The following is a 20,502-nucleotide window of genomic DNA, read 5'->3' on the forward strand; positions in this document are numbered from 1 at the left end:
AATCGCGGTGCGATCTACTCGCCGGCGGCCTTCGCCGTGCACCCTGCGCACAACCCGAACACGTCCACCACATGCTGCGCCTGCGTGAACCCGTGCGACGCCGCCGCAGCACGCGCCCACTGCTCGACCTCGTCGGCTTCGATCTCCACCGTCAGCCCGCACTTGCGGCAGATCAGGTGGTGGTGGTGCCCCGTCGTGCACGCACGATAGAGGCTCTCGCCCTCCGGCGACTGCAGCGAGTCCGCGTCGCCTTCCGCCGCCAGGTCGGCGAGCGCGCGGTAGACGGTCGCCAGGCCGATCGGGGAGCCTGTCTCGTGCAGCGTCAGGTGGAGCCCCTGCGCGCTGATGAAGCCTTCCGTCGAGGACAGGGCCTCTCGGACGGCCTCCCGCTGCCAGGTGTTGCGCTTCACTGTTCCAGGCTAGCCTCTCTGGCTCACGAGTCGCCGGGAACCCCGGGCGCCCACGAGCCGGCAGACCACGTAGATCAGGAAGGAGATCGTCGTTACGTACGGGCTGATCGGCAGGGAGCTGCCGAGCGCCAGCAGGATGCCCCCCACGATCGAGAGGAGGGCGAAGCCCACGCTCAGCAGCGGCACCAGCAGCGGCGACGATGAGATGCGCATCGCCGCGGCCGCGGGCGTCACGAGCAGCGACAGTACGAGGAGCGCACCGACGATCTGCACCGACACGGCGACCGCGAGGCCGAGCAGCACCATGAAGGCGAGCGCGACGAAGCGGGTCGGGACGCCGCGGGAGGCGGCGACGTCGGCGTCCAGGCTGTCGAACATGAGCGGGCGCCACATCAGCAGGAGGCCGATCAGCACCAGCGCGCCGATGACGAGCAGCGATCCGAGCTGCGGGTCGTCGACCGACACGATCTGGCCGGTCAGCAGGCCGAACTTGTTGGCGCTGCGGCCGGGATACAGCGCCAGGGCGAGGATCCCGAGTCCCAGCCCGAAGGGCATCAGCACCGCGATGATCGAGTTGCGGTCCCGCGCCTTCGCGCCGAGGAGGCCGATCAGGATGGCGGCGATCAGCGATCCGACCAGCGACCCGGCGACGACGTTCACGCCGAACAGCAGCGCGACGGCCGCTCCGGCGAACGAGAGCTCGCTGATCCCGTGCACGGCGAACGCCATGTCGCGCTGCATCACGAAGACGCCGATCAGGCCGCCGACGACGCCGAGCACCGCGCCCGCGAAGATCGAGTTGCGCACCAGCGCGAGCAGCTCGCCGTAGTCGGTGAAGTTGAAGAGCTGCGACCAGAGATCGTTCATGCGGCCGGCTCCGGGTGCGAGGTGCGGGTGTGGTCGTGGTGCTCGTGGGTCTCGGCGTCCGGGATGCCGACGACCACGATGCGGCCGCGGCTCCGGATGACATCCACGGGCGTGCCGTACAGGTCGGTGAGCACCTCGCTGCGCAGCACCTCGTCGGGGGTTCCGGTGCGGAAGCGGCCGCCGGCCAGGTAGAGCACGCGGTCGACCATCCCGAGCACCGGGTTCACGTCGTGCGTGACGAAGACCACCGCGCTCCCGTGGTCGCGCCGGCGCCGGTCGATGAGCTCGCTGACCCCGCGCTGGTGCTGGAGGTCGAGCGACAGCAGCGGCTCGTCGCACAGCAGCAGGGCCGGGTCCCCGGCGAGCGCCTGCGCGACGCGGAGCCGCTGCTGCTCGCCGCCGGACAGCGATCCGACCGGGGTGTCCGCGTAGCGGCGCGCCCCGACCGAGTCGATGAGCCGGTCCACCTGCGCGCGGTCCGCGCGGTTCGGGATCGGGAGGCCCCAGCGGTGCCCGTTCACGCCGAGCGCGACGAGGTCGCGGGCGCGCATCGGAGTGCCGGCGGGGATGAGCTTCTGCTGCGGGATGTACCCGATGCGCCGATCGCCGCGCCGCACGGCGTGGCCGTCGAGCACGATGCTCCCGGAGTCCAGCGACTGCTGGCCGAGGATCGTCTTGAGCAGGCTGGTCTTGCCCGAGCCGTTCGGCCCGAGCACGGCGACGAACTCGCCGGCGTGCACGTCGAGGTCGAGCCCGCTCCACAGCGTGCGGTCCCCGAAGCCGAGGGCGGCGTCGCGCAGGCTGAGCACGACATCGCGTTCCGCCGGCGCGGCCACGCGTTCGATCGGCTCGCTCACTTCGCCAGCGCCGCTCCCACGGCGTCGAGGTTGGCGTTCATCCAGCTCACGTAGTCCTTGCCCTTCGGCAGGGTCTCGGTGACGGGGACGACGGGGATTCCCGCCGCCGTGGCCGCCGCCCGCACGCGGTCGGTCTCCGGCCCGCTGGTCTGCTCGTTGTAGGCGAGCAGTCTCACCGTGTGGCCGCCGAACAGCGCGAGCGTCTGCTGCAGCACGAGCGGGGACACGTCGGTGCCCGCCTCGATGGCGGCACTGAACTTCTCGGGCGTCTTGTTCACGAGCCCGGCGGACTCCAGCAGGTAGAGCGGGACGGGCTCCGTGATCGCGACCCCTTCTCCCGCGTACTTCGACTTCAGCTCGGCCTCCCGGGCCTGGAGGGCGGCCAGCTTGCCGGAGAAAGTCGCGGCGTTCTTCGCGAAGGTCGCCTTCTGCGCCGGGTCGGCCTTCGAGAGCGCGTCGGTCAGGGCGGTCGTGAACTTCTGGATGGTCGGGAAGTCGTACCAGACGTGCTCGTTGAGGTCACCGCCCTCGGCCTTCTTGCCCGAGAGGTCGACCACGTTCAGCACCGTCGCCTTCGTGTTCTTCGAGCCGGTGCGGAGTGTGTTCATGAAGTCGTCGTAGCCGCCGCCGTTCTCGATGAGGATGTCGGCCTTCGACACGGCGAGCTGGCTCTGGGCGCTCGCCTCGAACGAGTGCGGGTCCTGGGCGGGGTCGGACATCAGGGCGGTCACCTCGACGGCGTTCCCGGCGATGGTGGAGGCGATGTCGCCGTAGACGTTGGTGCTGGCGACGACGCGGACCTTTCCGTCGTCGGCGGCGGAGCCGGCCGAGCACCCGGTGAGGGCGGCGACGGTCGCGGCGGCGAGGGCGAGGGTGAAGACGGAGCGCTTCAACATAGGGACCTGTCTAATTCGTGGTTGTCCCCACGAATGTATCCCTAATTGAGAACGATTGTCAAAATCACTAAGCCGCCCGCGCAGATTCGTGCCGAATGTCGCGAATAGCGCGGCCAAACGCCACATTCGGCACGAATGTGCAGGGCTCAGTCCAGCAGCAGCGCGGGCTCCTCGATGATGGAGGCCACGTCGGCAAGGAACCGCGAGGCGACATCCCCGTCCACCACGCGGTGGTCGAACGAGGCGCCCACGGTCGTGACGTAGCGCGGGCGCACCTCGCCGTCCACGACCCACGGCTTCTGCTTGATCGTGCCGAGCGCGACGATGCCGACCTCGCCCGGGTTCAGGATGGGCGTTCCGGTGTCCATCCCGAACACACCGATGTTCGTGATGGTGATCGTGCCGCCCGCCATGTCCGCCGGGGGAGTCTTACCCTCGCGGGCGATCAGCGTCAGCTCCTCGAGCGCCTTGGCGAGCTCGAGCAGCGTCATCTCCTGCGCCTCCTTGACGTTCGGGACGATCAGGCCGCGCGGCGTCGCAGCGGCGATGCCGAGGTTCACGTAGTGCCGGACGATGATCTCCTCGTCGGTCCACGTGGAGTTCACGGTCGGGTTGCGGCGCACGGCCCAGATGATCGCCTTCGCCACGATGAGCAGCGGCGACACCTTGACCCCGACGAAGTCGGGCGACGTCTTGAGGCGTTTGACGAACTCCATCGTGCGCGTAGCGTCGATGTCGACGAACAGGCTGACGTGCGGGGCGCTGAAGGCGCTGGTGGTCATCGCGTTGGCGATCGCCTTGCGCACGCCCTTGACGGGGATGCGGTCCTCGCGGTCGTCCGGCCACGCGGGCGTCTGGATGTTGCGGAACACGCTCGCCTGGGTCGCCTCGCGGAGCACGTCCTCCCGGGTGATGTCGCCGATCGGCCCGGTCGGGGTGACCAGCGCGAGGTCGACGCCGAGGTCCTTCGCCAGCTTGCGGATCGGCGGCTTGGCGATCACGGGCGCGCTGCCGATGGGGGAGGCGCCGGCCGGGGCGGACGGAGCGGAGGCGGCGGCAGGCGCAGCAGCCCGCGACGGCGCGGGCGCGGCAGGCGCCGGCGTGAACGTCACCGGGATGGCGGCGGTGCCCGGGTGCGTCACCCGGCGCCGGCGGCTGGTCCCGTGGCCGGCCGCACCGTACCCGACGAGCACGGCGCCCGGCTTCGGTTCGTCCACCTCGTGCGAGACGCTCTGCGCGGCGTCGGCCTCGGCCTCCTCGACCTCGCCGACCGGCTCGGCCGGAGCGGCGGGCGCGGACTCGCTGCCGGTGACGGTGATGATCGGCGTTCCGACCTCCACGGTCTGGCCCTCGGACACGAGCAGCTCGGCGACGGTCCCCTCGAACGGCGACGGCAGCTCCACGAGCGACTTCGCCGTCTCGATCTCCACGATCACCTGGTTGACCGCGACAGGCTCACCGGGCGCGACCTTCCACGAGACGATCTCCGCCTCGGTCAGACCCTCGCCGACGTCGGGCAGCAGGAACTGGGACTCGCTCATGTACGGCTTCTTTCGTTCGGCGGAGCTCAGTACGCGAGCGCGCGGTCGACGGCTTCGAGGATCCGGTCGGCGTCGGGCAGGTAGACGCCCTCCAGCTTGGCCGGCGGGAAGGGGGTGTCGAAGCCGGCGACGCGGAGCACGGGCGACTCCAGCGAGTAGAAGGCCTTCTCGGCGACCACCGCGGCGACCTCCGAGGCGACGGACACGGTGCCGGGCGCCTCCTGCGCCACGATGAGCCGGCCGGTCTTCTGCACGGACTGCAGCACGGGTGCGTAGTCGATGGGCGCGAGCGAGCGCAGGTCGACGACCTCCAGGCTGCGACCCTCCTCGGCGGCGACCTCGGCGGCGCGCAGCGCGACCGGGACCATGCCCGCCCACGCCACGATCGTCGCGTCTGTGCCGGTGCGCACGACGCGGCTGGAGTGCAGCGGCACCGGGTTCTCCTCGGTGTCGACGTCGCCCTTCGGCCAGTAGCGGCTCATCGGCTCGAAGAAGATCACCGGGTCGTCGGAGGCGATGGCCTCCTGGATCATCCAGTACGCGTCGTTCGGCGTCGACGGCGCGACGATCCGCAGGCCGGCGGTGTGCGCGAAGTACGCTTCCGGCGACTCCTGGTGGTGCTCGACCGCGCCGATGTGGCCACCGTGCGGGATGCGGATGACGACGGGCATCGAGACCGCACCGCTGTGCCGGTTGGTCAGCTTGGCGAGCTGCGTCGTGATCTGGTCGAAGCCGGGGAACACGAAGCCGTTGAACTGGATCTCCACCACCGGGCGGTAGCCGCGCATCGCCAGGCCGATAGCCGAGCCGATGATGCCCGCCTCCGCGAGCGGGGTGTCGAGAACTCGCTTCGCGCCGAACTCGGCCTGCAGGCCCTCGGTGACGCGGAACACGCCGCCGAGCGGACCGATGTCCTCGCCCATGAGCAGGACCTTCGGGTCCTCGGCGAGCGCGCGCCGGAGGCCGGCGTTGAGCGCCTTCACCATCGGCATCGACTGGATGCGCGGGCCGGCCGGCTCGGCGGGGGCCTCTGCCTCGGCCGCCGCGGTCTCCTGCGGCTCACCGACCTCCGACTCCGTGTCGATCGCTTCAGCCTGCTCCGGCACCTTCTCGTTCTCGACCACGAACTCGCGCGTCCACTCCTGCTCGGCCACGTGCTCCTCGAGCACGAGCGAACCGGGCTCGCTCTCCACGATCTCCACCACGTCGATGGCCTGCGTGTCGTCGAACGGCTCGTCGCGCTGCGGCGTCTCGTCCTCCACCAGCTCGGCCTCCACGTATCCGGTCTCGCCTCTCAGGTCGCTCATGCGTCACCTCCGAACGACGCTTCGTACTCCTGCAGCCAGCGTCGCTGCTCGTCCATCACGGGATGCGGCTCACTGTAGACGTTGTCGAACATGCTCTCGATGGGCGGAACCTCGAGGGCGAGCGTGCGCCGGCGGACGTCGGCGGCCAGGTCGGCCGCCTCCTCCTGCGCCGTGTCGAAGAACGCCTGGCCGACGCCCTGGTTCTCCAGGAACGCCCTGAACCGCAGGATCGGGTCGCGCTCCGCCCAGTACGCCACCTCTTCGTCGGTGCGGTACTTGGTCGGGTCGTCACTCGACGTGTGCGCGCCCATCCGGTAGGTGAGCGCCTCGATCATGCTCGGGCCCTCGCCGTTGCGGGCGTCGTCGAGGTGCTTCGCGGTCACCGCGTAGGCGGCGAGCACGTCGTTGCCGTCGAGCTGCACGCCCGGGATGCCGAAGCCGCTCGAGCGCAGGTAGAGCGGGGTGCGCGACTGTGTCTTCACCGGCACCGAGATGGCCCAGTGGTTGTTCTGCAGGAAGAACACCTGGGGCGTCTGGTAGCTGGCCGCGAAGACGAACGCCTCGCTGACGTCGCCCTGGCTGGTCGCGCCGTCGCCGAAGTAGGCGATCACCGCCTCGTCCACGCCCGGGTCGCCGGTGCCGACCTTGCCGTCGAGCTTGACGCCCATCGCGTAGCCGGTGGCGTGCAACGTGTGCGAGCCGATCACGAGCGTGTAGAGGTGGAAGCCGTGGATCGCCGGGTCCGTCGGGTCCCAGCCGCCGTGGGTGGTGCCGCGCAGCAGGCCCATGATGCCGACCGGGTCGATGCCGCGGATCATGCCGACAACGTGCTCCCGGTACGACGGGAAGAGGTTGTCCTGCGGCTTGGCCGCGCGGGCGGAGCCCACCTGGGCGCCCTCCTGGCCGCGGCTCGGCACCCACAGGCCGAGCTGGCCCTGGCGCTGGAGGTTGGCACCTTCGTTGTCGACCGCCCGGACGCGGACCATGTCGCGGTAGAAGGTGCGGTAGTCCTCCTCCCCGAGTCGCTCGAGGTAGGGGAGGTACTCTCCGGCCGGGTCGCTCGGCTGGAACCGGCCGTCTGCGGTCAGCAGCTGGACGGTGTTCGCCGGGCGCGGGGTATCGTTCGTCGCAGCCACCGTTCTAACCTAACCGCTTGCCGGGGTGCCCATTTGGTAGGTTCCGCACAAGATCGGCGGTGACCTGCAGGAGTTTCTCCACAGATTCCTGCTCGCCGATGCTGATCCGGATGCCCTCCGGCGGGAACGCCCGCACGGTGAGCCCCGCGTCGAAGAACGCGTCGTTGGCAGCGGCGGTCTCCTCGCCGGTGACCAGCCAGACGAAGTTGCCGTTGGCCTCCGGGACGTTCCAGCCCTGGTCGATCAGGGCGTTGCGCAGCTTGTCGCGGCGCATCGCGATGCGCGCCACACGCTCCATGAGCTCGTCCTCCGCCTCGATCGAGGCGAGCGCCGCGACCCGGGACGCATCGGTCACGGACAGCGGGATGGCCGCCGACCGCGCCGCGTTCAGCACCGCCGCCGGGCCGACCGCATAGCCGATCCGCAGCGCGGCGAGACCGTAGGCCTTCGAGAACGTGCGCAGCACCACGAGGTTCGGGTAGCGGGGGAGCAGCGGGATGCCGTCCACGGAGGCGTCGTCGGTGACGAACTCGTAGTAGGCCTCGTCGAGCAGCACCAGGAGGTCGCGCGGCACGGAGGCCATGAACGCCTCGAACTCGGCGGCCGAGACGACCGGGCCTGTCGGGTTGTTGGGCGTGCAGACGATGACGACGCGCGTGCGGTCCGTGATCGCCGCGGCCATCGCCGGGAGGTCGTGCCCGCCGTCCGCCCGGTTCGGTACCTGGACGCTGGTCGCGCCCGCGACGGTGACCAGGCCCGGGTAGGCCTCGAACGACCGCCACGAGTAGACGACCTCGTCGCCCGTGCCCGCGGCGGCGGAGATGAGCTGCGCGAGCAGCGCGACCGACCCGCTGCCGAGGTGGACCTGGTCGACCTCCACGCCGTGCCGCTCGGCAAGCCGCTCCCGGAGGTCGGCGCCGCCCGCGTTCGGGTATCGGTTGAGCTCGGCCAGGGTGCCGGCCACGGCCTCCACGACGGAGGGGAGCGGGGGGTAGGGGTTCTCGTTGCTGGACAGCTTGAACCCGTCCGCCGGCGCGGGCCGCCCCTGCTTGTAGGCGGGGACCGCCACGATCTCGGGCCGCAGCCGAACGCCAAGCGCGTCTTCGTCAGTCACAGACCCAACTTAGTCGCGGGCGCATACCCGCGGGAGCATTCCTCTTTATTGGAGGCGACGACGCAGGATGGTGAGGCGGATGGAGGAGTTGAGGAAAGCGGCGCCGAGGAACAGCCCGCAGACCACACTGACCGCCGTCACGAGGTAGTGATCGACGCGCACCGGGAGGAAGAATGCCCAGAGTTCCCCGAGGACATAGAAGCCGCCGATGAACCACCCGATCCTCGGTCGGGCGGTCAAGCGCCACCACGGTCTCGGTGGCTGCACGGGCTCGCCGTCACCACGGAACGAGCGTGCAAGCGCGATGACCGCGACCGGCCAGACGATGTCGTTGACCACCGTGATCGCCGTCTGCGGGATCCCGAGCGCAGTGAGTTGAGAAACCGCCCTCACCGCCGCCTCCAGCACCACGATGAACGCGAACTTGTGCCACGGATTCATCACCCGCAGCGGCCACCACTGCAGCGGCGGGTACACCTTCTTCTCGCGTTGAGCCGGGAAAGGCTCCGGCACCGCAAGGCCATCTCTACTGGGCACGCTCGCGACTCTAGCGGCGAGCCCCTGTCCCCCGCGCCTCCCGTTTGGGAGGATGTGCCCATGCGATTCCTGCTCAAGGTGATCATCAACGCGGTGGCCCTGTGGCTGACGACTCTCATCGTCAGCGGCATCACCGTCGTCCCCTACGCCCCCGGCACCACGGCGACCGTCCTGACCTACCTGCTCGTCGCGCTCATCTTCGGCGTGGTCAACGCGATCGTCGGCACGGCGATCCGCATCGTGGCCTTCCCGATCTACATCCTCACGCTGGGGCTCATCTCGTTCATCGTGAACGGACTGCTGCTGCTCCTGGTGTCGTGGATCAGCGGCCTGATGGGGTTCGGCCTCCACGTCGCCGGCTTCTGGTGGGGCGTCCTCGGCGCCCTGGTGCTCGGGATCATCTCCTGGCTGATCGGCCTGATCTTCCGGCCATTCACTCGCGAGCGCTGAGCCCCTCGCGAGTGCGGGAGAATAGAGGCGATCCCACCACGCCGATTCCGCGAGGAGCCTCATGACCGCCCTGCCTCCCCAGCCGCTCAGCCCCCTGGACGGCCGCTACCGGTCCGCGGTGCTCGGCCTCGGCGACCACCTGTCGGAGGCGGGCCTCAACCGGGCGCGCGTGCAGGTCGAGGTGGAGTGGCTCATCTACCTGACGGGCCACCGGATGTTCGGCTCCTCCCCGCTCACCGACGAGCAGGTCGGCCAGCTGCGCGCCCTCGCCGACGAGTTCGGCCAGCCCGAGATCGACCGGCTCGCCGAGCTGGAGGCCACCACCAAGCACGACGTGAAGGCCGTCGAGTACCTGGTGCGCGAGCGCCTGCACGCCCTCGGCCTCGACCACATCGCCGAGCTCACGCACTTCGCCGCGACCAGCGAGGACATCAACAACCTCTCCTACGCGCTCACGGTCAGCGCCGCCGTCGCCCAGGTGTGGTTGCCCGCGTTCCGCGCCGTCATCGGCGAGCTGCGCGCGCAGGCGGTGCAGTACCGCGACGACGCCATGCTCGCCCGCACGCACGGCCAGCCCGCGACGCCGACGACGATGGGCAAGGAGCTCGCCGTCTTCGTGCACCGCCTCGACCGTATCCGCACGCAGGTGGAGGCCACCGAGTACCTGGGCAAGTTCAGCGGCGCGACCGGCACCTTCGCGGCGCACCTCGTCGCGGACCCCGACGCCGACTGGCCCCGCATCTCGCAGGAGTTCGTGGAGAGCCTCGGCCTCGACTGGAACCCGCTCACCACGCAGATCGAGTCGCACGACTGGCAGGCGGAGCTGTACTCCCGCATCTCGCACGCCAACCGCGTCCTGCACAACCTGTGCACGGACGTCTGGACGTACATCTCGCTCGGCTACTTCCGGCAGACCCCGGAGCCCGGCGCGACCGGCTCCTCGACCATGCCGCACAAGGTCAACCCGATCCGCTTCGAGAACGCGGAGGCCAACCTCGAGCTCTCCAGCGCCGTCCTCGACTCGCTCGCCTCGACGCTGGTGACCAGCCGCCTCCAGCGCGACCTCACCGACTCGACCACGCAGCGCAACATCGGCGTGGGCCTCGGCCACTCGCTTCTGGCGCTCGACAACATCCAGCGCGGCCTCGCCCAGATCTCGCTCGACCGCGCAGCGCTGGCGACCGACCTCGACCTCAACTGGGAGGTGCTGGCGGAGGCCATCCAGACCGTGATCCGAGCGGAGGTCACCGCCGGCCGCTCCACGATCTCCGACCCGTACGCGCTGCTCAAGGAGCTGACCCGCGGCAAGCGCGTCGACCACGAGGCGCTCACGGCATTCGTCGACGGGCTCGAGATCGGCCAGGCGGCGAAGAACCGCCTGCTGGCGCTCACGCCCGCCGGGTATGTGGGGCTGGCGTCGGAGCTGGTCGACCGGCTCTGACGCCGCAGGCGCCGGGCGCCGCGGAGCTCAGTGCCCGCGGGGCTCCCGGTCGTCGCCGTCGTTCGGGGTGCCCGGCTTCGCGGCGTCGCCGTGGCCAGCGGCCTTCTCCTCGGCCTCCACGTCCTGCTCGTGGATGTCCTCCACCTCGGCCGCGGTCGGCTTGAACGCGAGGGCGAACAGCGCCATCAGCACGAGCGACAGGATGAACGCGATCCCGAGCGCGACGGCGGCGAGGATGAACTCGCGCGTCGCGATCAGGACGATGAGTCCGACGAAGACGCCGAGTCCCGCGGAGATGCCGAGCAGCTCGGCGGGCAGGAAGCGGTCGCGGCGGGTCGGCTGGAGGCTGTTGGTCACGCTGGGGTCTTTCTTGTCGCGCTTGGTCACGTTCCGCTCTCCGTCCGGCGGGCAGCCGCGGCGGAGCGGGCCGCCGATCGCAGGGAGGCCGCGCCGATGCCCTGGAAGACGCCGACGATCACCGCCCAGGCCCCGAACAGGCCGATGGCGAGCACGGCGTCGGCCGGCACGAAGACGAGCACCAGGGCCAGGATCGCGGTGAGCGCTCCGGTGATGAGCCAGTCACGCGCGGCCGCGTCGTTCCGGCGCTCGCGCACGCCGCTGTAGAGCTCGAGGATGCCGGTGAGCGCCGCCCACACGGTCACGACGTAGAGGTAGAGGCCCATCCCGCTGGTGTTGAGGGCGATGGCGAACACTCCGGCGAGGATGCCGATGCAGCCCTGCACGGCGAAGAGGGTCCTGCTGAGGCCCTTCGGGGCGAACAGGAGGCTGAGGACGCTCGTCGCGAGTCCGTCGGCCACCGCGAAGACGCCGAAGACGATGAGTCCGAACTGCGGAGTGTGCGCGTCGCGGGTGAAGGTGATGACGGCGGCCGCGGCGAGCGCGACGATCGCGCGCACGGCGGGGACGACCCAATAACGGCTCGAGTTCGGATCGCCCTGATTCTGGGGAACGGCGGGTGCCACTCGGCGACCTCTCTCAGTCAGGATTCGGTCTCAGTCTAGTCGCGGGCTACCTGCGCGTTTGCCGCGCGACAGCCTCCCGTCGCCGCTACGATCGCGGGATGCGGATCGGTTTCGGGGTGCTCCGCGCGCTCGTCGCGCTGCTCGTGCTCGCAGCGATCGTCGCCCAGTTCGCGACCAGTGTCCGGCTGATCGCGGACAAGGGCGGGAACGTCGCCGGCTTCGTCGTGAACTTCTTCAGCTTCTTCACCATCGAGTCCAACGTCGCCTCGGTCGTCGTCCTCGGGATCGGCGCTGTCCTGCTGCTGACCGGTCGCGCCGACGATCCCTTCTGGTTCGCCGGGCTGCGCGCCGCCGTCGTCACCTACATGCTGACCACCGGGGTCGTCTACAACCTCCTGCTGCGGAACATCCCGCTCCCGCAGGGCACGACCGTCCCCTGGTCGAACGAGGTGCTGCATGTCGTGGCGCCGCTGTATCTGGTGCTGGACTGGCTGCTCGCGCCCGGCCGGATCCCGCTGCGCCGCCGCACGGTGTGGGGGATAGCGGCGTTCCCGATCGTCTGGGCCGGCTACACGCTGCTGCGCGGCCCGTTCGCGGCCGACCCCGTCACCGGGAAGCAGCCGTGGTATCCGTATCCCTTCCTGAACCCTCAGACATCGCCGAACGGTTACCTGTCTGTCGCGTTCTACGTCGTGCTGATCGCCTCCGTGATCCTGTGCGCGGGCTACGGCGTGGTCTGGGTGTCCCGGCGCTGGCGGGCCGGCCGAACCCTCCCGGGCGACTCCGCGACGGCCTGACCGCGTGACGCGGCGGGTCGGGAGCTAGGCGACGACGGGGAGGTCGTCACCGTCCGGTCGGGCCCAGGCGACGATCCCGGCGATGGCTCCGACGACGAGGACGAACGCTCCGGTCGGCAGGACGGTGGAGCTGATCGGGTGGTGCCAGCTCAGCGCGATGAGCACGCCGGCCGCGGCCCCGAAGACGGTCACGATCGAGAACGTCGCCGAGACGACGCGCGCAATACCGGTCTGGAAGAGCGAGCGGAAGCCGAGCGCCGCGGCCAGGATGATCCAGGTGACGGCGAGCGGCGCCACCACGACCGCGCCGAAGTCGTCGCTCAGCAGGACGCCGGGCACGACGTAGACGATGCTCGCCGCGAGCAGGAGCAGGGCGCCGACCGCGGCGAAGCCGGCCAGCCGCCCGCGCTCGGACCGCAACCGCACGATCGGTTCGATCAGGGAGGGCCAGGTGAACGCGAGCGCGAACGACACCACCGCGAGGGCGACGGCGCCTGCGCCCTGCAGCAACGGGATGAGGATGGTGTTCACTCTCCCATTCGACTCCGCCGGGCGGGGCCGCGCGTCCTCCCTGAGGATGATCCGCGCTCGGAGAACGCTATGCGTCCGCTTTCGAGTGGCCCAGCGCCGGCGAGCCGGTCACGCCTGCTCGGCCAGCTTGCCCTTGGCGTAGCCGACGAGGGCGTTGGCGTGCCCGTGCCCCATCCCGTACTCGGACTTCAGCCAGCCGACGGCCTCCATGTGCGTGGCCCCGCCATCCAGTCGCTCGACCACGAGGTCCAGCCACTCCTGGACCGGCCGCCCGTAGTTCTTCTCGATGCTCGGGAAGTACGACGGCGGCCCCATGACCTTCTCGCCGGGTGCGATCACGGGAGCGACGACGCGGTGCTGGGACATGCGGGGAGTCTAGCGCTGGGAGTGCGGTCTCGACCGGGTGCCTCCCGCCCCAATAGGTTCGAGGCATGTCCGAACACGAGACGTCCTCACCCTGGCGGCGCTTCTGGGAGAAAGGCGGCTGGTGGCGCTCGCTGCTCGTCGTCGTCGCCTACTTCGTCGTCTACCAGGGCGTCCCGCTGCTGTTCGCTCCGCTCTTCCCGGCCAGGCCCGGGCCCGCGGCCACGATCTGGCTCTTCACGGTCATCCCGATCGCCTTCGGCGGTCTCGTGCTGGTCGCCTTCGCCTGGTCGCTCGGCTGGTTGCGCGAGCTGTTCGGCCCTCAACCGATCCGCGGTCGTGGCTGGATGTGGATCGCGGTCGCCGTCGTCCTGCTCTTCAACATCCTGCGTTTCGCCGCCGTGGACTACGCCAAGGCCGGAGCGGGCGTGGTCGTCGCCTGGCTGGTCGCCGGACTGTGCATCGGTTTCGCCGAAGAGACGTTGACCCGTGGCTTCGTCGTGACCCTGATGCGCAAGCACGGCTACCGCGAGATCGCCGTGGCCTCCGTCTCGGCCGCCCTCTTCGCCGCCCTCCACGCGGGCAACCTCCTGACGGGCCAGTCGGTGTTCGCCACCGCGCTCCAGCTGGTCTACACCTTCGCGTTCGGCGTCCTCATGTACCTGGCGCTGCGCGTCACCGGCAACCTGGTCTGGCCGATCCTCCTGCACGCGTCGACCGACCCGTCGATCTTCCTCTCCACCCTCTATCCGACCCACGGCGCGGTAGCGGCCTTCGCCGGGCTCGGGAACCCGGCTGTCATCGTCACGGGGCTCATCCTGCTCATCTTCATCCGCGGCGGAGTCGCTCAGAGCACCACGCGTCGGATCAGCTCGGCGTCGAGGAGCGTGCGGCGAGCGTCCGCACGAAGCGGGTCACATCCTCCGGCTTCTCCTCCGCCATGAAATGGCCCGCCGCGATCGGTTCGTAGGTCAGGTCGGACGACCACGCGCCCCAGATGGCGATCGGGTCGAAGCCGAGTTGTGAGCCCCAGTCCTGGGAGATCACCCCGACCGGCATCGCGAGCTTTCGTCCGCCCTCCCGGTCGACGCGATCCTGCTCCACATCGATTCCCGCGCTGGCGCGGTAGTCCGCGACGATCGAGTCGACCGCCCGCATGGAGCTCTCGATGTAGTGGCGGCGGACGTCCGGACTGAAGGTCGACCCGTCGGCGTCCCAGGCGTCGAGGAACGAGGCGAAGAATTCCTCGGCCACGGCCGCGATCATCCGCTCGGGGAGTCCGGCGGGCTGCGCCATCAGGTACAGGTGCCAGGCGACCTTCGCGTCGACGCCGTGCAGCACCTCCCAGGTGTCCAGCGTGGGGAGCACGTCCAGGATCCCGAGGTACTCCACCGCGTCCGGGTGATCGAGCGCGGCGCGCACCCCGACGAGAGCGCCCCTGTCGTGGCCGATCAACCCGAACCGCTCGTGCCCGAGGCCCGCCGCGATGCGAGCGACGTCCTCACCCATCGTCCGCTTCGAGTAGGTGTCCGGTCCCGTCTCGGCGGGTTTGTCGCTCGCGCCGTACCCTCGCAGGTCCGGGACGATGACGGTGTGGGTGCTCGCCAGGCGCGTCGCGACCTCCCGCCACATGTAGTGAGTCTGCGGGAAGCCGTGCAGGAGCACGACGGCCGGTCCATTGCCGCCGATCGCGACGTTCAGACGCACGCCGCCGGCGGCGGCCAGACGCTCGTACGAGAAGCCGCGGATGGTGAACGGGTCGGTCGAGGTCATCATGCGTGTGGTCCTTCGTCTTCGGTGGTGCGCTGCGCGGGCTGGGCGCGGTTCGAGAAGATGCCCGGTTCGCGCAGCGCGGACAGGGAGGCGCTGGACTGAAGCGCGGGGATCAGGATCGCGTCGACCAGCTGCTCGAGGTAGTCGTCGATCGTTGTGAGTCCAGTGAGCCGGCGAAGGAGGAGCACCGATCCGGTGACCTCCTCGTACGCGAAGGGGTCGGCGCCGTCGGCGAGCTCACCGCGGGAGACGGCCGCCTGGATGACCTCGTGCGGAAGCCGGCCGCCCGTCGGCCCGATGGTCTCCTCGATCGCATCCCCGAGCGTCGGGTCCTCGAACCCCGATTGCAACAAAGCGAGCGCCGCGTGCCCATCGGTCGACTCGATCGTCGTGCGCAGCCGCCGGGTCAGCGCCAGCAGGTCGCCGCGCAGGCTCCCGGTGTCGATCGGACCGGCGTCGTCGCGCCGCGCGGGGCCGGCCTTCAATGCGGCCACGACCAGCTCGCGCTTGCTCTTCCACCGCCGGTACAGCGTGGGTTTGGAGGCCCGCGCCCGGCGGGCGACCTCCTCGAAGGTCACACCCTCGTACCCGCGTTCGAGCAGCACGTCGTACGCGATAGCGAGCAGCTCCGCCTCGCGGGCATGATCGCGGGGGCGTCCGGTCGGGCGCGGAAGGTCACTGATTGGATACGACACGTCCCGTATCGTAACAGAACCATGTGCTCTGACGTGTCGATTTTGGCCGCGCTCTCACGTCGTACTGCTGAGTCGACATCTAAGGTCGACCAGAATTCAGAAGGAGCCCATCATGTCTGCTTTCATTTTTGCTTTCCGCAACGACCCCGCCGTGAACGCCACCGAGGAGGAGGTCGCTGCTTGGGGCGCTTGGTTCCAGAAGCTCGACTCGGCGGTGACCGACATGGGTAGCCGCGTCGGGGCGACCACGCTGCTCGGAACGTCCGCCGGAGCCAACGCCCTGTCCGGCTACGCGCTTGTCGACGCAGCCGACCTGACTGCGGCGACCGCACTGGCCGAAGGATGCCCCGGCCTCTCCTACGGGGGCAGCGTCGAGGTGGGCGAAGTCATCGAGATGTAGACCAGCACCACCACGGCGGAACCACCACCTGTCGGCACCGCCGGCAGGTTGTCCCAATCAGTGACCCTCAAGCGGCTTTCGCCAACAGGCTGTCCGAGATCGCCGCCAAATAGATTGTCCGCGCGCCGCAACGTGCAAGCCGGCCCTCTAGAGGATCCCCTAGTGGACCGCGTGAAGGCTGACGGGGCTTAGTTGAGGTGGTCACGCCGAGTTGTCTGCGGCAGTGTGAAACGCGGTTCGCTCCGTGCCGGCTACGACGGGCGCTCGTCGGCTCGGCGCCCGTCGTCTTCCCGATATGGCGCAAGCGAACCCCGGAGCGTAAACCTGGTTAGTCACGGGAGGCGCACGATGAAGATCAGGGATCGCGAGCGGATGCTGGAAGCGGTGAAGCGGTCGCAGTTCGAAGCAAGAACCAACTACGTGGACGCGGTGCGAGTGCTCGCCCGTTCGAACGCGCGCACCGGGATGGAACTCGACGCGGTCCTGAACGAGGAGGACAAGCCAGCGAAGCTCGCCGGTAGGAAAGATGGCTTGCGGGCCGCCCTCTCCGTCATCCGTTCCAAAGAGTTCTTAGAGCAGCCAATGTCGAGGTTCCGCAACGAGCACGGTTGGACCTACTCCCTTTCAGTGGACGACCCCGGATGGGACTTCTGGGTGGGCAGCGACGCGGATGGCTTCTCATGCGGCCTAGTCGAGCCAGTCAGACACGCAACGAATTACCTCGTGGAGGCGATGATCCCCGAATGGAACGCGGAACGGACCCCCGTTCTGTGGGCGCTCGACTTCGGCGATCTCTCGTCGGACACCGTCTACTTCGCGATGAACGACCGCGGCTACGCGTACATCGCTCTCGGGGCGGCTGAACCGGTTGCGAAGAAAGGGTGGGAGCCGCGGCTCAGTGATTTCACCGTCGAACTGGATCGGACCCGGCGAGCGTTGACCGAGGCGATCGCGGCGGTGACTCCGATGCTGGATGCGCCTGCTCTTGCGGGCGTGTGCTGGCAGTACTTCACCGGGGCGCACGGCCTTCGAGGTGATGGGACCGACCCGCGGTGGGACGCAATCCGGGATCGGCTTGCGGGCAAAACCTAGACCGGCGTTACCCCATCCCGGCCCAGCTCGAACAATCTACGCGGCGGAAAGACAATCTATGTTGGCGGTCGACACGCCGATCACATCGGCGCCATGTCCGCGAACCGCGAGTACATGCCCTGGAACGCCACCGTGACGGTCTTCGTCGGCCCGTTGCGGTGCTTGGCGACGATCAGGTCGGCCTCGCCCGCGCGGGGGTTGTCCTTCTCGTAGGCGGATTCGCGGTGGAGGAGGATGACGACGTCCGCGTCCTGCTCGATCGAGCCCGACTCGCGGAGGTCGCTGAGGGCGGGGAGCTTGTCGGCGCGCTGCTCCGGGCCACGGTTCAGCTGGGACAGCGCGATCACGGGGACCTGCAGCTCCTTGGCGAGCAGCTTCAGCGCACGGGAGAACTCGCTGACCTCCTGCTGGCGGCTCTCGACGCGCTTGCCGCTCGTCATGAGCTGGAGGTAGTCGATGATCACCATCTTGAGGCCGACGCGCTGTTTGAGGCGACGGCACTTGGCGCGGATCTCGACCAGCGTCATGTTCGGGCTGTCGTCGATGTAGAGCGGGGCGTCGTTGATGCGGCCGCGTGTGGAGGCGATGGTCGTCCAGTCGCGGTTGTCGACGGTGCCCTTGCGCATGTGCTGCAGCGGGACCGTGGCCTCGGCGGAGAGGAGGCGCATCGCGATCTCGCTTCGACCCATCTCGAGCGAGAAGAAGATGGTCGGCATGTCGTGCTTGATGGCGGCGGCGCGCGCGAAGTCGAGCGCGAGCGTCGACTTTCCGAGGGCGGGTCGGGCGGCGACGATGACCATCTGGCCGGGGTGGAGGCCGTTGGTCAGCTCGTCGAGCTCGGCGAAGCCGGTCGGCACGCCGGTCATCGAGCCGTCCTTGTGCTTGGCCGCCTCGATCTCGTCGATGGCGACCGTCACGGCCTCGGTGAGCGGGACGTAGTCCTCGACCTCCTGGTGGCCGGTGACCGAGTAGATCTCGGCCTGCGCGTTGTTGACGAGGTCGAGGACCTCGCCCTCCGCCTTGTAGCCCATCTGCGTGATGCGCGTGCCGGCCTCCACGAGGCGGCGCAGCAGCGCCTTCTCGGTGACGATGTTGGCGTAGTAGCCGGCGTTCGCGGCCGTGGGGACGAGGCTCGTGAGCGTGTGGAGGTACTCGGCGCCGCCGGCCCGGGACAGCTCGCCCAGCTTGGTCAGCTCGTCGGTGACGGTGATGACGTCGGTCGGCTCGCCGTGCGAGTACAGCGAGAGGATCGCGTCGTAGATGATCTCGTGCTTCGGGATGTAGAAGTCCGTGCCGCGCACGACCTCGACGACGTCGGCGACGGCGTCCTTGCTGAGCAGCATGCCGCCGAGGGCGCTCTGCTCGGCGAGGAGGTCGTGAGGAGGGGTGCGCTCGGGGGAGCGGGCCTCGCCCGGCTCGCGGCTGTCGGCGAGACCGATATGGGCGATCGACACGTGCTCTCCTCAGTTCTCCTGCATCGGGCGCGCACCGGTCGATGCTCCCCCCTCAAGCCTGCGCCGCCCACGTCCGGACGGCACGCGGGCACGCCGAGCACGGCCGCCCCCGCACAGCCGTCGCGACCGTGCCGGAGTGGCCGCGCCGAAGCGCGTCCGCTCGCAGACTACGGACGGCCACCGACAACGTCCCGCAGCCTTCTGCGAGCCGATCCTCGGCGGTCTTCCGTCGACGTCGTTCCACCCTACGAACCGCTCGACGCGCCCACAACTCCACCTGTGGATAACTCTGGGGATAATCTGGGCGAAACGCCGACGCGGCTGTGCAGAAGGTGTGGGATACGCTGTGGAAAACCAAAAATCTTTGCGATGAAACGCGGGTTTGATCAGGGGTTTTTGTTTCCACAGGCTGTGTGTAAAAAGTTCCCTGCGGCCTGTGGTCGACGCTGTCCGGCGAGGCCTGTGCACTGTGGATGGAGCCGGGGAAAACTCCGCTTAACGAGGTGTAGCGGCGGGCTCTCGCCCGCCGCTACACTATGAGGTTTCGTCCGCTACTTGGCGGCGACCACCTGCAGTGCGATGACGGCCGAGAGGTCGTCGTGCAGGCGGACGGTGGCCTCGTGGTCACCGGTCACCTTGATGGGGTTGGGGAGCTCGATCTTGCGCTTGTCGAGCTCGCCGATGCCCGCGGCCTTGACCGCGTCGGCGACGTCGCCCGTCTTCACGGAGCCGAACAGACGGCCCTCGCGGCCGGCCTTGACGACCAGCTTGACGCGGGTCGCCTCGAGCTTCGCCTTGAGGTCCTGGGCGGCCTCGATCGTGTGCAGCTCGCGAGCGGCGCGGGCCGCCTTGATCTGATCGACCTGCTTCTCGCCACCACGGCTCCACACGATGGCGAAGCCCTGGGGGACGAGGTAGTTGCGTGCGTAGCCGTTCTTGACGTCGACGACGTCACCGGCGGAGCCGAGGCCGGTGACCTCGTGCGTGAGAATAACCTTCGACATTCTGTCCCTACTCCTTAACGGCCAGAGCCGGCGTAGGGGAGGAGTGCCATCTCGCGCGCGTTCTTGACTGCGCGGGCGATGAGGCGCTGCTCCTGCACGGAGACACCGGTGATGCGGCGGGCGCGGATCTTTCCACGCTCGGAGATGAACTTCCGCAGGGTGGCGACGTCCTTGTAGTCAATGACGCCAACGCGGACGGACTTCGCCGGTGCGGCGTTCTTCCCGTCCTTGCCCTTGCGGATCGGCTTGCGGCGGTCGCCGCTCGACTTTCCAGCCATGATTTCCTTTGCTTTCTCGCCTGACGTGACCGTGGCCGGTCAGGCAAACTCAGTTGGAGGGACCCTTTAGAACGGGGTCTCGTCGTTGTAGGAGCCCGGAGTGTTCCAGACGTCGGCGCCCGCGGACGGGTCAGCCGGCGCGGAAGCGGCCCACGGCTCCTCGACGGCGGGAGCACCGCCACCGAAGCCACCAGCGGCGCCACGACCGGACGACTGCGCGCGGGTCACCTGAGCGGTGGCGTAGCGCAGCGACGGCCCGATCTCATCGATCTCGAGCTCGATGGAGGTACGCTTCTCGCCCTCTTTCGTCTCGTAGGAGCGCTGCTTGAGCCGCCCCTGAGCGATGACACGGGACCCCTTGGTCAGCGACCCTGCGACGTGCTCGGCGAACTCACGCCAGACGCTCGCGCGCAGGAAGAGAGCCTCACCGTCCTTCCAGTCGTTCGCCTGACGGTCGAACGTACGGGGAGTGGATGCGATGGTGAAGTTGGCGACAGCCAGCCCGTTCTGCGTGTAGCGCAGCTCGGGGTCGGCCGTGAGGTTGCCCACCACGGTGATGACGGTCTCGCCGGCCAT

Annotated in this window: 25 protein-coding genes; 6 read left to right on the plus strand and 19 right to left on the minus strand. The window is 69.2% G+C overall.

The features are described 5' to 3' along the window. Positions 1–14: 14 nt before the first annotated feature. The 9 genes from ABH923_RS10775 to ABH923_RS10815 all read right to left on the minus strand — a co-directional run bounded on the left by ABH923_RS10775 (position 15) and on the right by ABH923_RS10815 (position 8,665). Positions 15–410 (minus strand): Fur family transcriptional regulator, encoded by a 396-nt coding sequence (locus tag ABH923_RS10775; RefSeq protein ID WP_370055367.1) that lies wholly within the window; start codon positions 408–410, stop codon positions 15–17. 9 nt (positions 411–419) lie between these two features. Continuing rightward, positions 420–1,277 carry a metal ABC transporter permease gene (locus ABH923_RS10780; RefSeq protein WP_370055368.1) on the minus strand — a complete coding sequence of 286 codons (858 nt, stop codon included), beginning with the start codon at positions 1,275–1,277 and terminating at the stop codon, positions 420–422. Continuing rightward, on the minus strand, positions 1,274–2,134 hold the full coding sequence (locus tag ABH923_RS10785; RefSeq protein WP_370055369.1) for a metal ABC transporter ATP-binding protein: 861 nt from the start codon (positions 2,132–2,134) through the stop codon (positions 1,274–1,276). Before ABH923_RS10785 ends, ABH923_RS10780 begins: the two co-directional genes overlap by 4 nt. Beyond that, positions 2,131–3,030, minus strand: coding sequence for a metal ABC transporter solute-binding protein, Zn/Mn family (locus ABH923_RS10790; RefSeq protein ID WP_370055370.1), 900 nt, complete (start codon positions 3,028–3,030; stop codon positions 2,131–2,133). Before ABH923_RS10790 ends, ABH923_RS10785 begins: the two co-directional genes overlap by 4 nt. A 146-nt stretch (positions 3,031–3,176) precedes the next feature. Continuing rightward, positions 3,177–4,571, minus strand: a complete 1,395-nt coding sequence (locus tag ABH923_RS10795) for a dihydrolipoamide acetyltransferase family protein (protein ID WP_370055371.1) — start codon at positions 4,569–4,571, stop codon at positions 3,177–3,179. Positions 4,572–4,597: 26 nt separating this feature from the next. Further along, positions 4,598–5,563 (minus strand): alpha-ketoacid dehydrogenase subunit beta, encoded by a 966-nt coding sequence (locus tag ABH923_RS10800; protein WP_370057340.1) that lies wholly within the window; start codon positions 5,561–5,563, stop codon positions 4,598–4,600. A 311-nt stretch (positions 5,564–5,874) separates the two neighbouring features. Beyond that, positions 5,875–7,014, minus strand: coding sequence for a thiamine pyrophosphate-dependent dehydrogenase E1 component subunit alpha (locus ABH923_RS10805; RefSeq protein WP_370055372.1), 1,140 nt, complete (start codon positions 7,012–7,014; stop codon positions 5,875–5,877). Positions 7,015–7,018: 4 nt separating this feature from the next. Next, complete coding sequence (locus tag ABH923_RS10810) at positions 7,019–8,128, minus strand: histidinol-phosphate transaminase (RefSeq protein ID WP_370055373.1); 1,110 nt, start codon at positions 8,126–8,128, stop codon at positions 7,019–7,021. A 45-nt stretch (positions 8,129–8,173) separates the two neighbouring features. Beyond that, positions 8,174–8,665: a hypothetical protein gene (locus tag ABH923_RS10815; RefSeq protein ID WP_370055374.1), complete on the minus strand. Its 492-nt coding sequence runs from the start codon at positions 8,663–8,665 to the stop codon at positions 8,174–8,176. A gap of 60 nt (positions 8,666–8,725) precedes the next feature. On the opposite strand from ABH923_RS10815, the gene ABH923_RS10820 reads away from it, so the two are divergent. Then, positions 8,726–9,115, plus strand: a complete 390-nt coding sequence (locus tag ABH923_RS10820) for a phage holin family protein (RefSeq protein ID WP_370055375.1) — start codon at positions 8,726–8,728, stop codon at positions 9,113–9,115. A 61-nt stretch (positions 9,116–9,176) separates the two neighbouring features. Next, positions 9,177–10,556, plus strand: a complete 1,380-nt coding sequence (gene purB, locus ABH923_RS10825) for an adenylosuccinate lyase (RefSeq protein WP_370055376.1) — start codon at positions 9,177–9,179, stop codon at positions 10,554–10,556. A gap of 27 nt (positions 10,557–10,583) precedes the next feature. On the opposite strand, the gene ABH923_RS10830 is transcribed toward purB, so the two are convergent. Both ABH923_RS10830 and ABH923_RS10835 read right to left on the minus strand, forming a co-directional pair. Beyond that, a complete protein-coding gene (locus tag ABH923_RS10830; protein ID WP_370055378.1) occupies positions 10,584–10,943 on the minus strand; it encodes a hypothetical protein in 360 nt (119 codons plus the stop codon). Further along, positions 10,940–11,473: a DUF308 domain-containing protein gene (locus ABH923_RS10835; RefSeq protein ID WP_370055379.1), complete on the minus strand. Its 534-nt coding sequence runs from the start codon at positions 11,471–11,473 to the stop codon at positions 10,940–10,942. Before ABH923_RS10835 ends, ABH923_RS10830 begins: the two co-directional genes overlap by 4 nt. Before the next feature lie 164 nt (positions 11,474–11,637). On the opposite strand from ABH923_RS10835, the gene ABH923_RS10840 reads away from it, so the two are divergent. Then, the gene (locus ABH923_RS10840; protein ID WP_370055380.1) at positions 11,638–12,336 is read left to right on the plus strand and encodes a Pr6Pr family membrane protein; all 699 of its coding nucleotides are present in this window, start codon (positions 11,638–11,640) and stop codon (positions 12,334–12,336) included. 24 nt (positions 12,337–12,360) lie between these two features. Here the strand turns inward: ABH923_RS10840 and ABH923_RS10845 are convergent, their stop codons facing one another. Then, entirely contained in the window at positions 12,361–12,867 is a 507-nt protein-coding gene (locus tag ABH923_RS10845) for a hypothetical protein (protein ID WP_370055381.1), read from the minus strand. Positions 12,868–12,975: 108 nt separating this feature from the next. Beyond that, entirely contained in the window at positions 12,976–13,233 is a 258-nt protein-coding gene (locus ABH923_RS10850) for a DUF4287 domain-containing protein (RefSeq protein ID WP_370055382.1), read from the minus strand. Between the two features lie 65 nt (positions 13,234–13,298). Between ABH923_RS10850 and ABH923_RS10855 the strand changes: the two genes are divergently transcribed. Beyond that, a complete protein-coding gene (locus ABH923_RS10855; protein ID WP_370055383.1) occupies positions 13,299–14,174 on the plus strand; it encodes a type II CAAX prenyl endopeptidase Rce1 family protein in 876 nt (291 codons plus the stop codon). Here ABH923_RS10855 and ABH923_RS10860 read toward each other — a convergent pair. Together ABH923_RS10860 and ABH923_RS10865 are read right to left on the minus strand one after the other, a co-directional pair. Next, entirely contained in the window at positions 14,098–15,006 is a 909-nt protein-coding gene (locus tag ABH923_RS10860) for an alpha/beta fold hydrolase (RefSeq protein ID WP_370055384.1), read from the minus strand. The genes ABH923_RS10855 and ABH923_RS10860 overlap by 77 nt on opposite strands. Next, positions 15,003–15,698, minus strand: a complete 696-nt coding sequence (locus tag ABH923_RS10865; RefSeq protein ID WP_370055385.1) for a TetR/AcrR family transcriptional regulator — start codon at positions 15,696–15,698, stop codon at positions 15,003–15,005. Before ABH923_RS10865 ends, ABH923_RS10860 begins: the two co-directional genes overlap by 4 nt. A gap of 112 nt (positions 15,699–15,810) precedes the next feature. Here ABH923_RS10865 and ABH923_RS10870 point away from each other — a divergent pair, with 112 nt between their 5' ends. Together ABH923_RS10870 and ABH923_RS10875 are read left to right on the plus strand one after the other, a co-directional pair. Continuing rightward, positions 15,811–16,098 carry a hypothetical protein gene (locus ABH923_RS10870; protein WP_370055386.1) on the plus strand — a complete coding sequence of 96 codons (288 nt, stop codon included), beginning with the start codon at positions 15,811–15,813 and terminating at the stop codon, positions 16,096–16,098. Positions 16,099–16,446: 348 nt separating this feature from the next. Then, positions 16,447–17,190 carry a hypothetical protein gene (locus tag ABH923_RS10875; RefSeq protein ID WP_370055387.1) on the plus strand — a complete coding sequence of 248 codons (744 nt, stop codon included), beginning with the start codon at positions 16,447–16,449 and terminating at the stop codon, positions 17,188–17,190. Between the two features lie 80 nt (positions 17,191–17,270). Here ABH923_RS10875 and dnaB read toward each other — a convergent pair whose 3' ends face one another. The 4 genes from dnaB to ABH923_RS10895 all read right to left on the minus strand — a co-directional run bounded on the left by dnaB (position 17,271) and on the right by ABH923_RS10895 (position 20,502). After that, complete coding sequence (gene dnaB / locus ABH923_RS10880; protein ID WP_370055388.1) at positions 17,271–18,644, minus strand: replicative DNA helicase; 1,374 nt, start codon at positions 18,642–18,644, stop codon at positions 17,271–17,273. A 551-nt stretch (positions 18,645–19,195) separates the two neighbouring features. Next, the gene (gene rplI, locus ABH923_RS10885; protein ID WP_370055389.1) at positions 19,196–19,648 is read right to left on the minus strand and encodes a 50S ribosomal protein L9; all 453 of its coding nucleotides are present in this window, start codon (positions 19,646–19,648) and stop codon (positions 19,196–19,198) included. 14 nt (positions 19,649–19,662) lie between these two features. Next, positions 19,663–19,926, minus strand: coding sequence for a 30S ribosomal protein S18 (gene rpsR, locus ABH923_RS10890; RefSeq protein WP_018189012.1), 264 nt, complete (start codon positions 19,924–19,926; stop codon positions 19,663–19,665). A 66-nt stretch (positions 19,927–19,992) separates the two neighbouring features. Further along, positions 19,993–20,502 carry a single-stranded DNA-binding protein gene (locus ABH923_RS10895; RefSeq protein ID WP_370055390.1) on the minus strand — a complete coding sequence of 170 codons (510 nt, stop codon included), beginning with the start codon at positions 20,500–20,502 and terminating at the stop codon, positions 19,993–19,995.

It is taken from the genome of Leifsonia sp. EB41 (assembly GCF_041262565.1).
In the GTDB taxonomy this organism is placed as follows: domain Bacteria; phylum Actinomycetota; class Actinomycetes; order Actinomycetales; family Microbacteriaceae; genus Leifsonia.

Excerpts from the sequence above, each read along its gene's own strand:
- ABH923_RS10795 (WP_370055371.1), bottom strand. The coding sequence starts at position 4,571 with ATGAGCGAGTCCCAGTTCCTGCTGCCCGACGTCGGCGAGGGTCTGACC.
- ABH923_RS10895 (WP_370055390.1), bottom strand. The coding sequence starts at position 20,502 with ATGGCCGGCGAGACCGTCATCACCGTGGTGGGCAACCTCACGGCCGAC.
- ABH923_RS10800 (WP_370057340.1), bottom strand. The coding sequence starts at position 5,563 with ATGCCGATGGTGAAGGCGCTCAACGCCGGCCTCCGGCGCGCGCTCGCC.
- rpsR (WP_018189012.1), bottom strand. The coding sequence starts at position 19,926 with ATGGCTGGAAAGTCGAGCGGCGACCGCCGCAAGCCGATCCGCAAGGGC.
- ABH923_RS10870 (WP_370055386.1), top strand. The coding sequence starts at position 15,811 with ATGTCTGCTTTCATTTTTGCTTTCCGCAACGACCCCGCCGTGAACGCC.
- ABH923_RS10860 (WP_370055384.1), bottom strand. The coding sequence starts at position 15,006 with ATGATGACCTCGACCGACCCGTTCACCATCCGCGGCTTCTCGTACGAG.
- ABH923_RS10850 (WP_370055382.1), bottom strand. The coding sequence starts at position 13,233 with ATGTCCCAGCACCGCGTCGTCGCTCCCGTGATCGCACCCGGCGAGAAG.
- ABH923_RS10875 (WP_370055387.1), top strand. The coding sequence starts at position 16,447 with ATGAAGATCAGGGATCGCGAGCGGATGCTGGAAGCGGTGAAGCGGTCG.
- ABH923_RS10855 (WP_370055383.1), top strand. The coding sequence starts at position 13,299 with ATGTCCGAACACGAGACGTCCTCACCCTGGCGGCGCTTCTGGGAGAAA.
- ABH923_RS10790 (WP_370055370.1), bottom strand. The coding sequence starts at position 3,030 with ATGTTGAAGCGCTCCGTCTTCACCCTCGCCCTCGCCGCCGCGACCGTC.
- ABH923_RS10840 (WP_370055380.1), top strand. The coding sequence starts at position 11,638 with ATGCGGATCGGTTTCGGGGTGCTCCGCGCGCTCGTCGCGCTGCTCGTG.
- ABH923_RS10820 (WP_370055375.1), top strand. The coding sequence starts at position 8,726 with ATGCGATTCCTGCTCAAGGTGATCATCAACGCGGTGGCCCTGTGGCTG.
- purB (WP_370055376.1), top strand. The coding sequence starts at position 9,177 with ATGACCGCCCTGCCTCCCCAGCCGCTCAGCCCCCTGGACGGCCGCTAC.
- ABH923_RS10780 (WP_370055368.1), bottom strand. The coding sequence starts at position 1,277 with ATGAACGATCTCTGGTCGCAGCTCTTCAACTTCACCGACTACGGCGAG.
- rplI (WP_370055389.1), bottom strand. The coding sequence starts at position 19,648 with ATGTCGAAGGTTATTCTCACGCACGAGGTCACCGGCCTCGGCTCCGCC.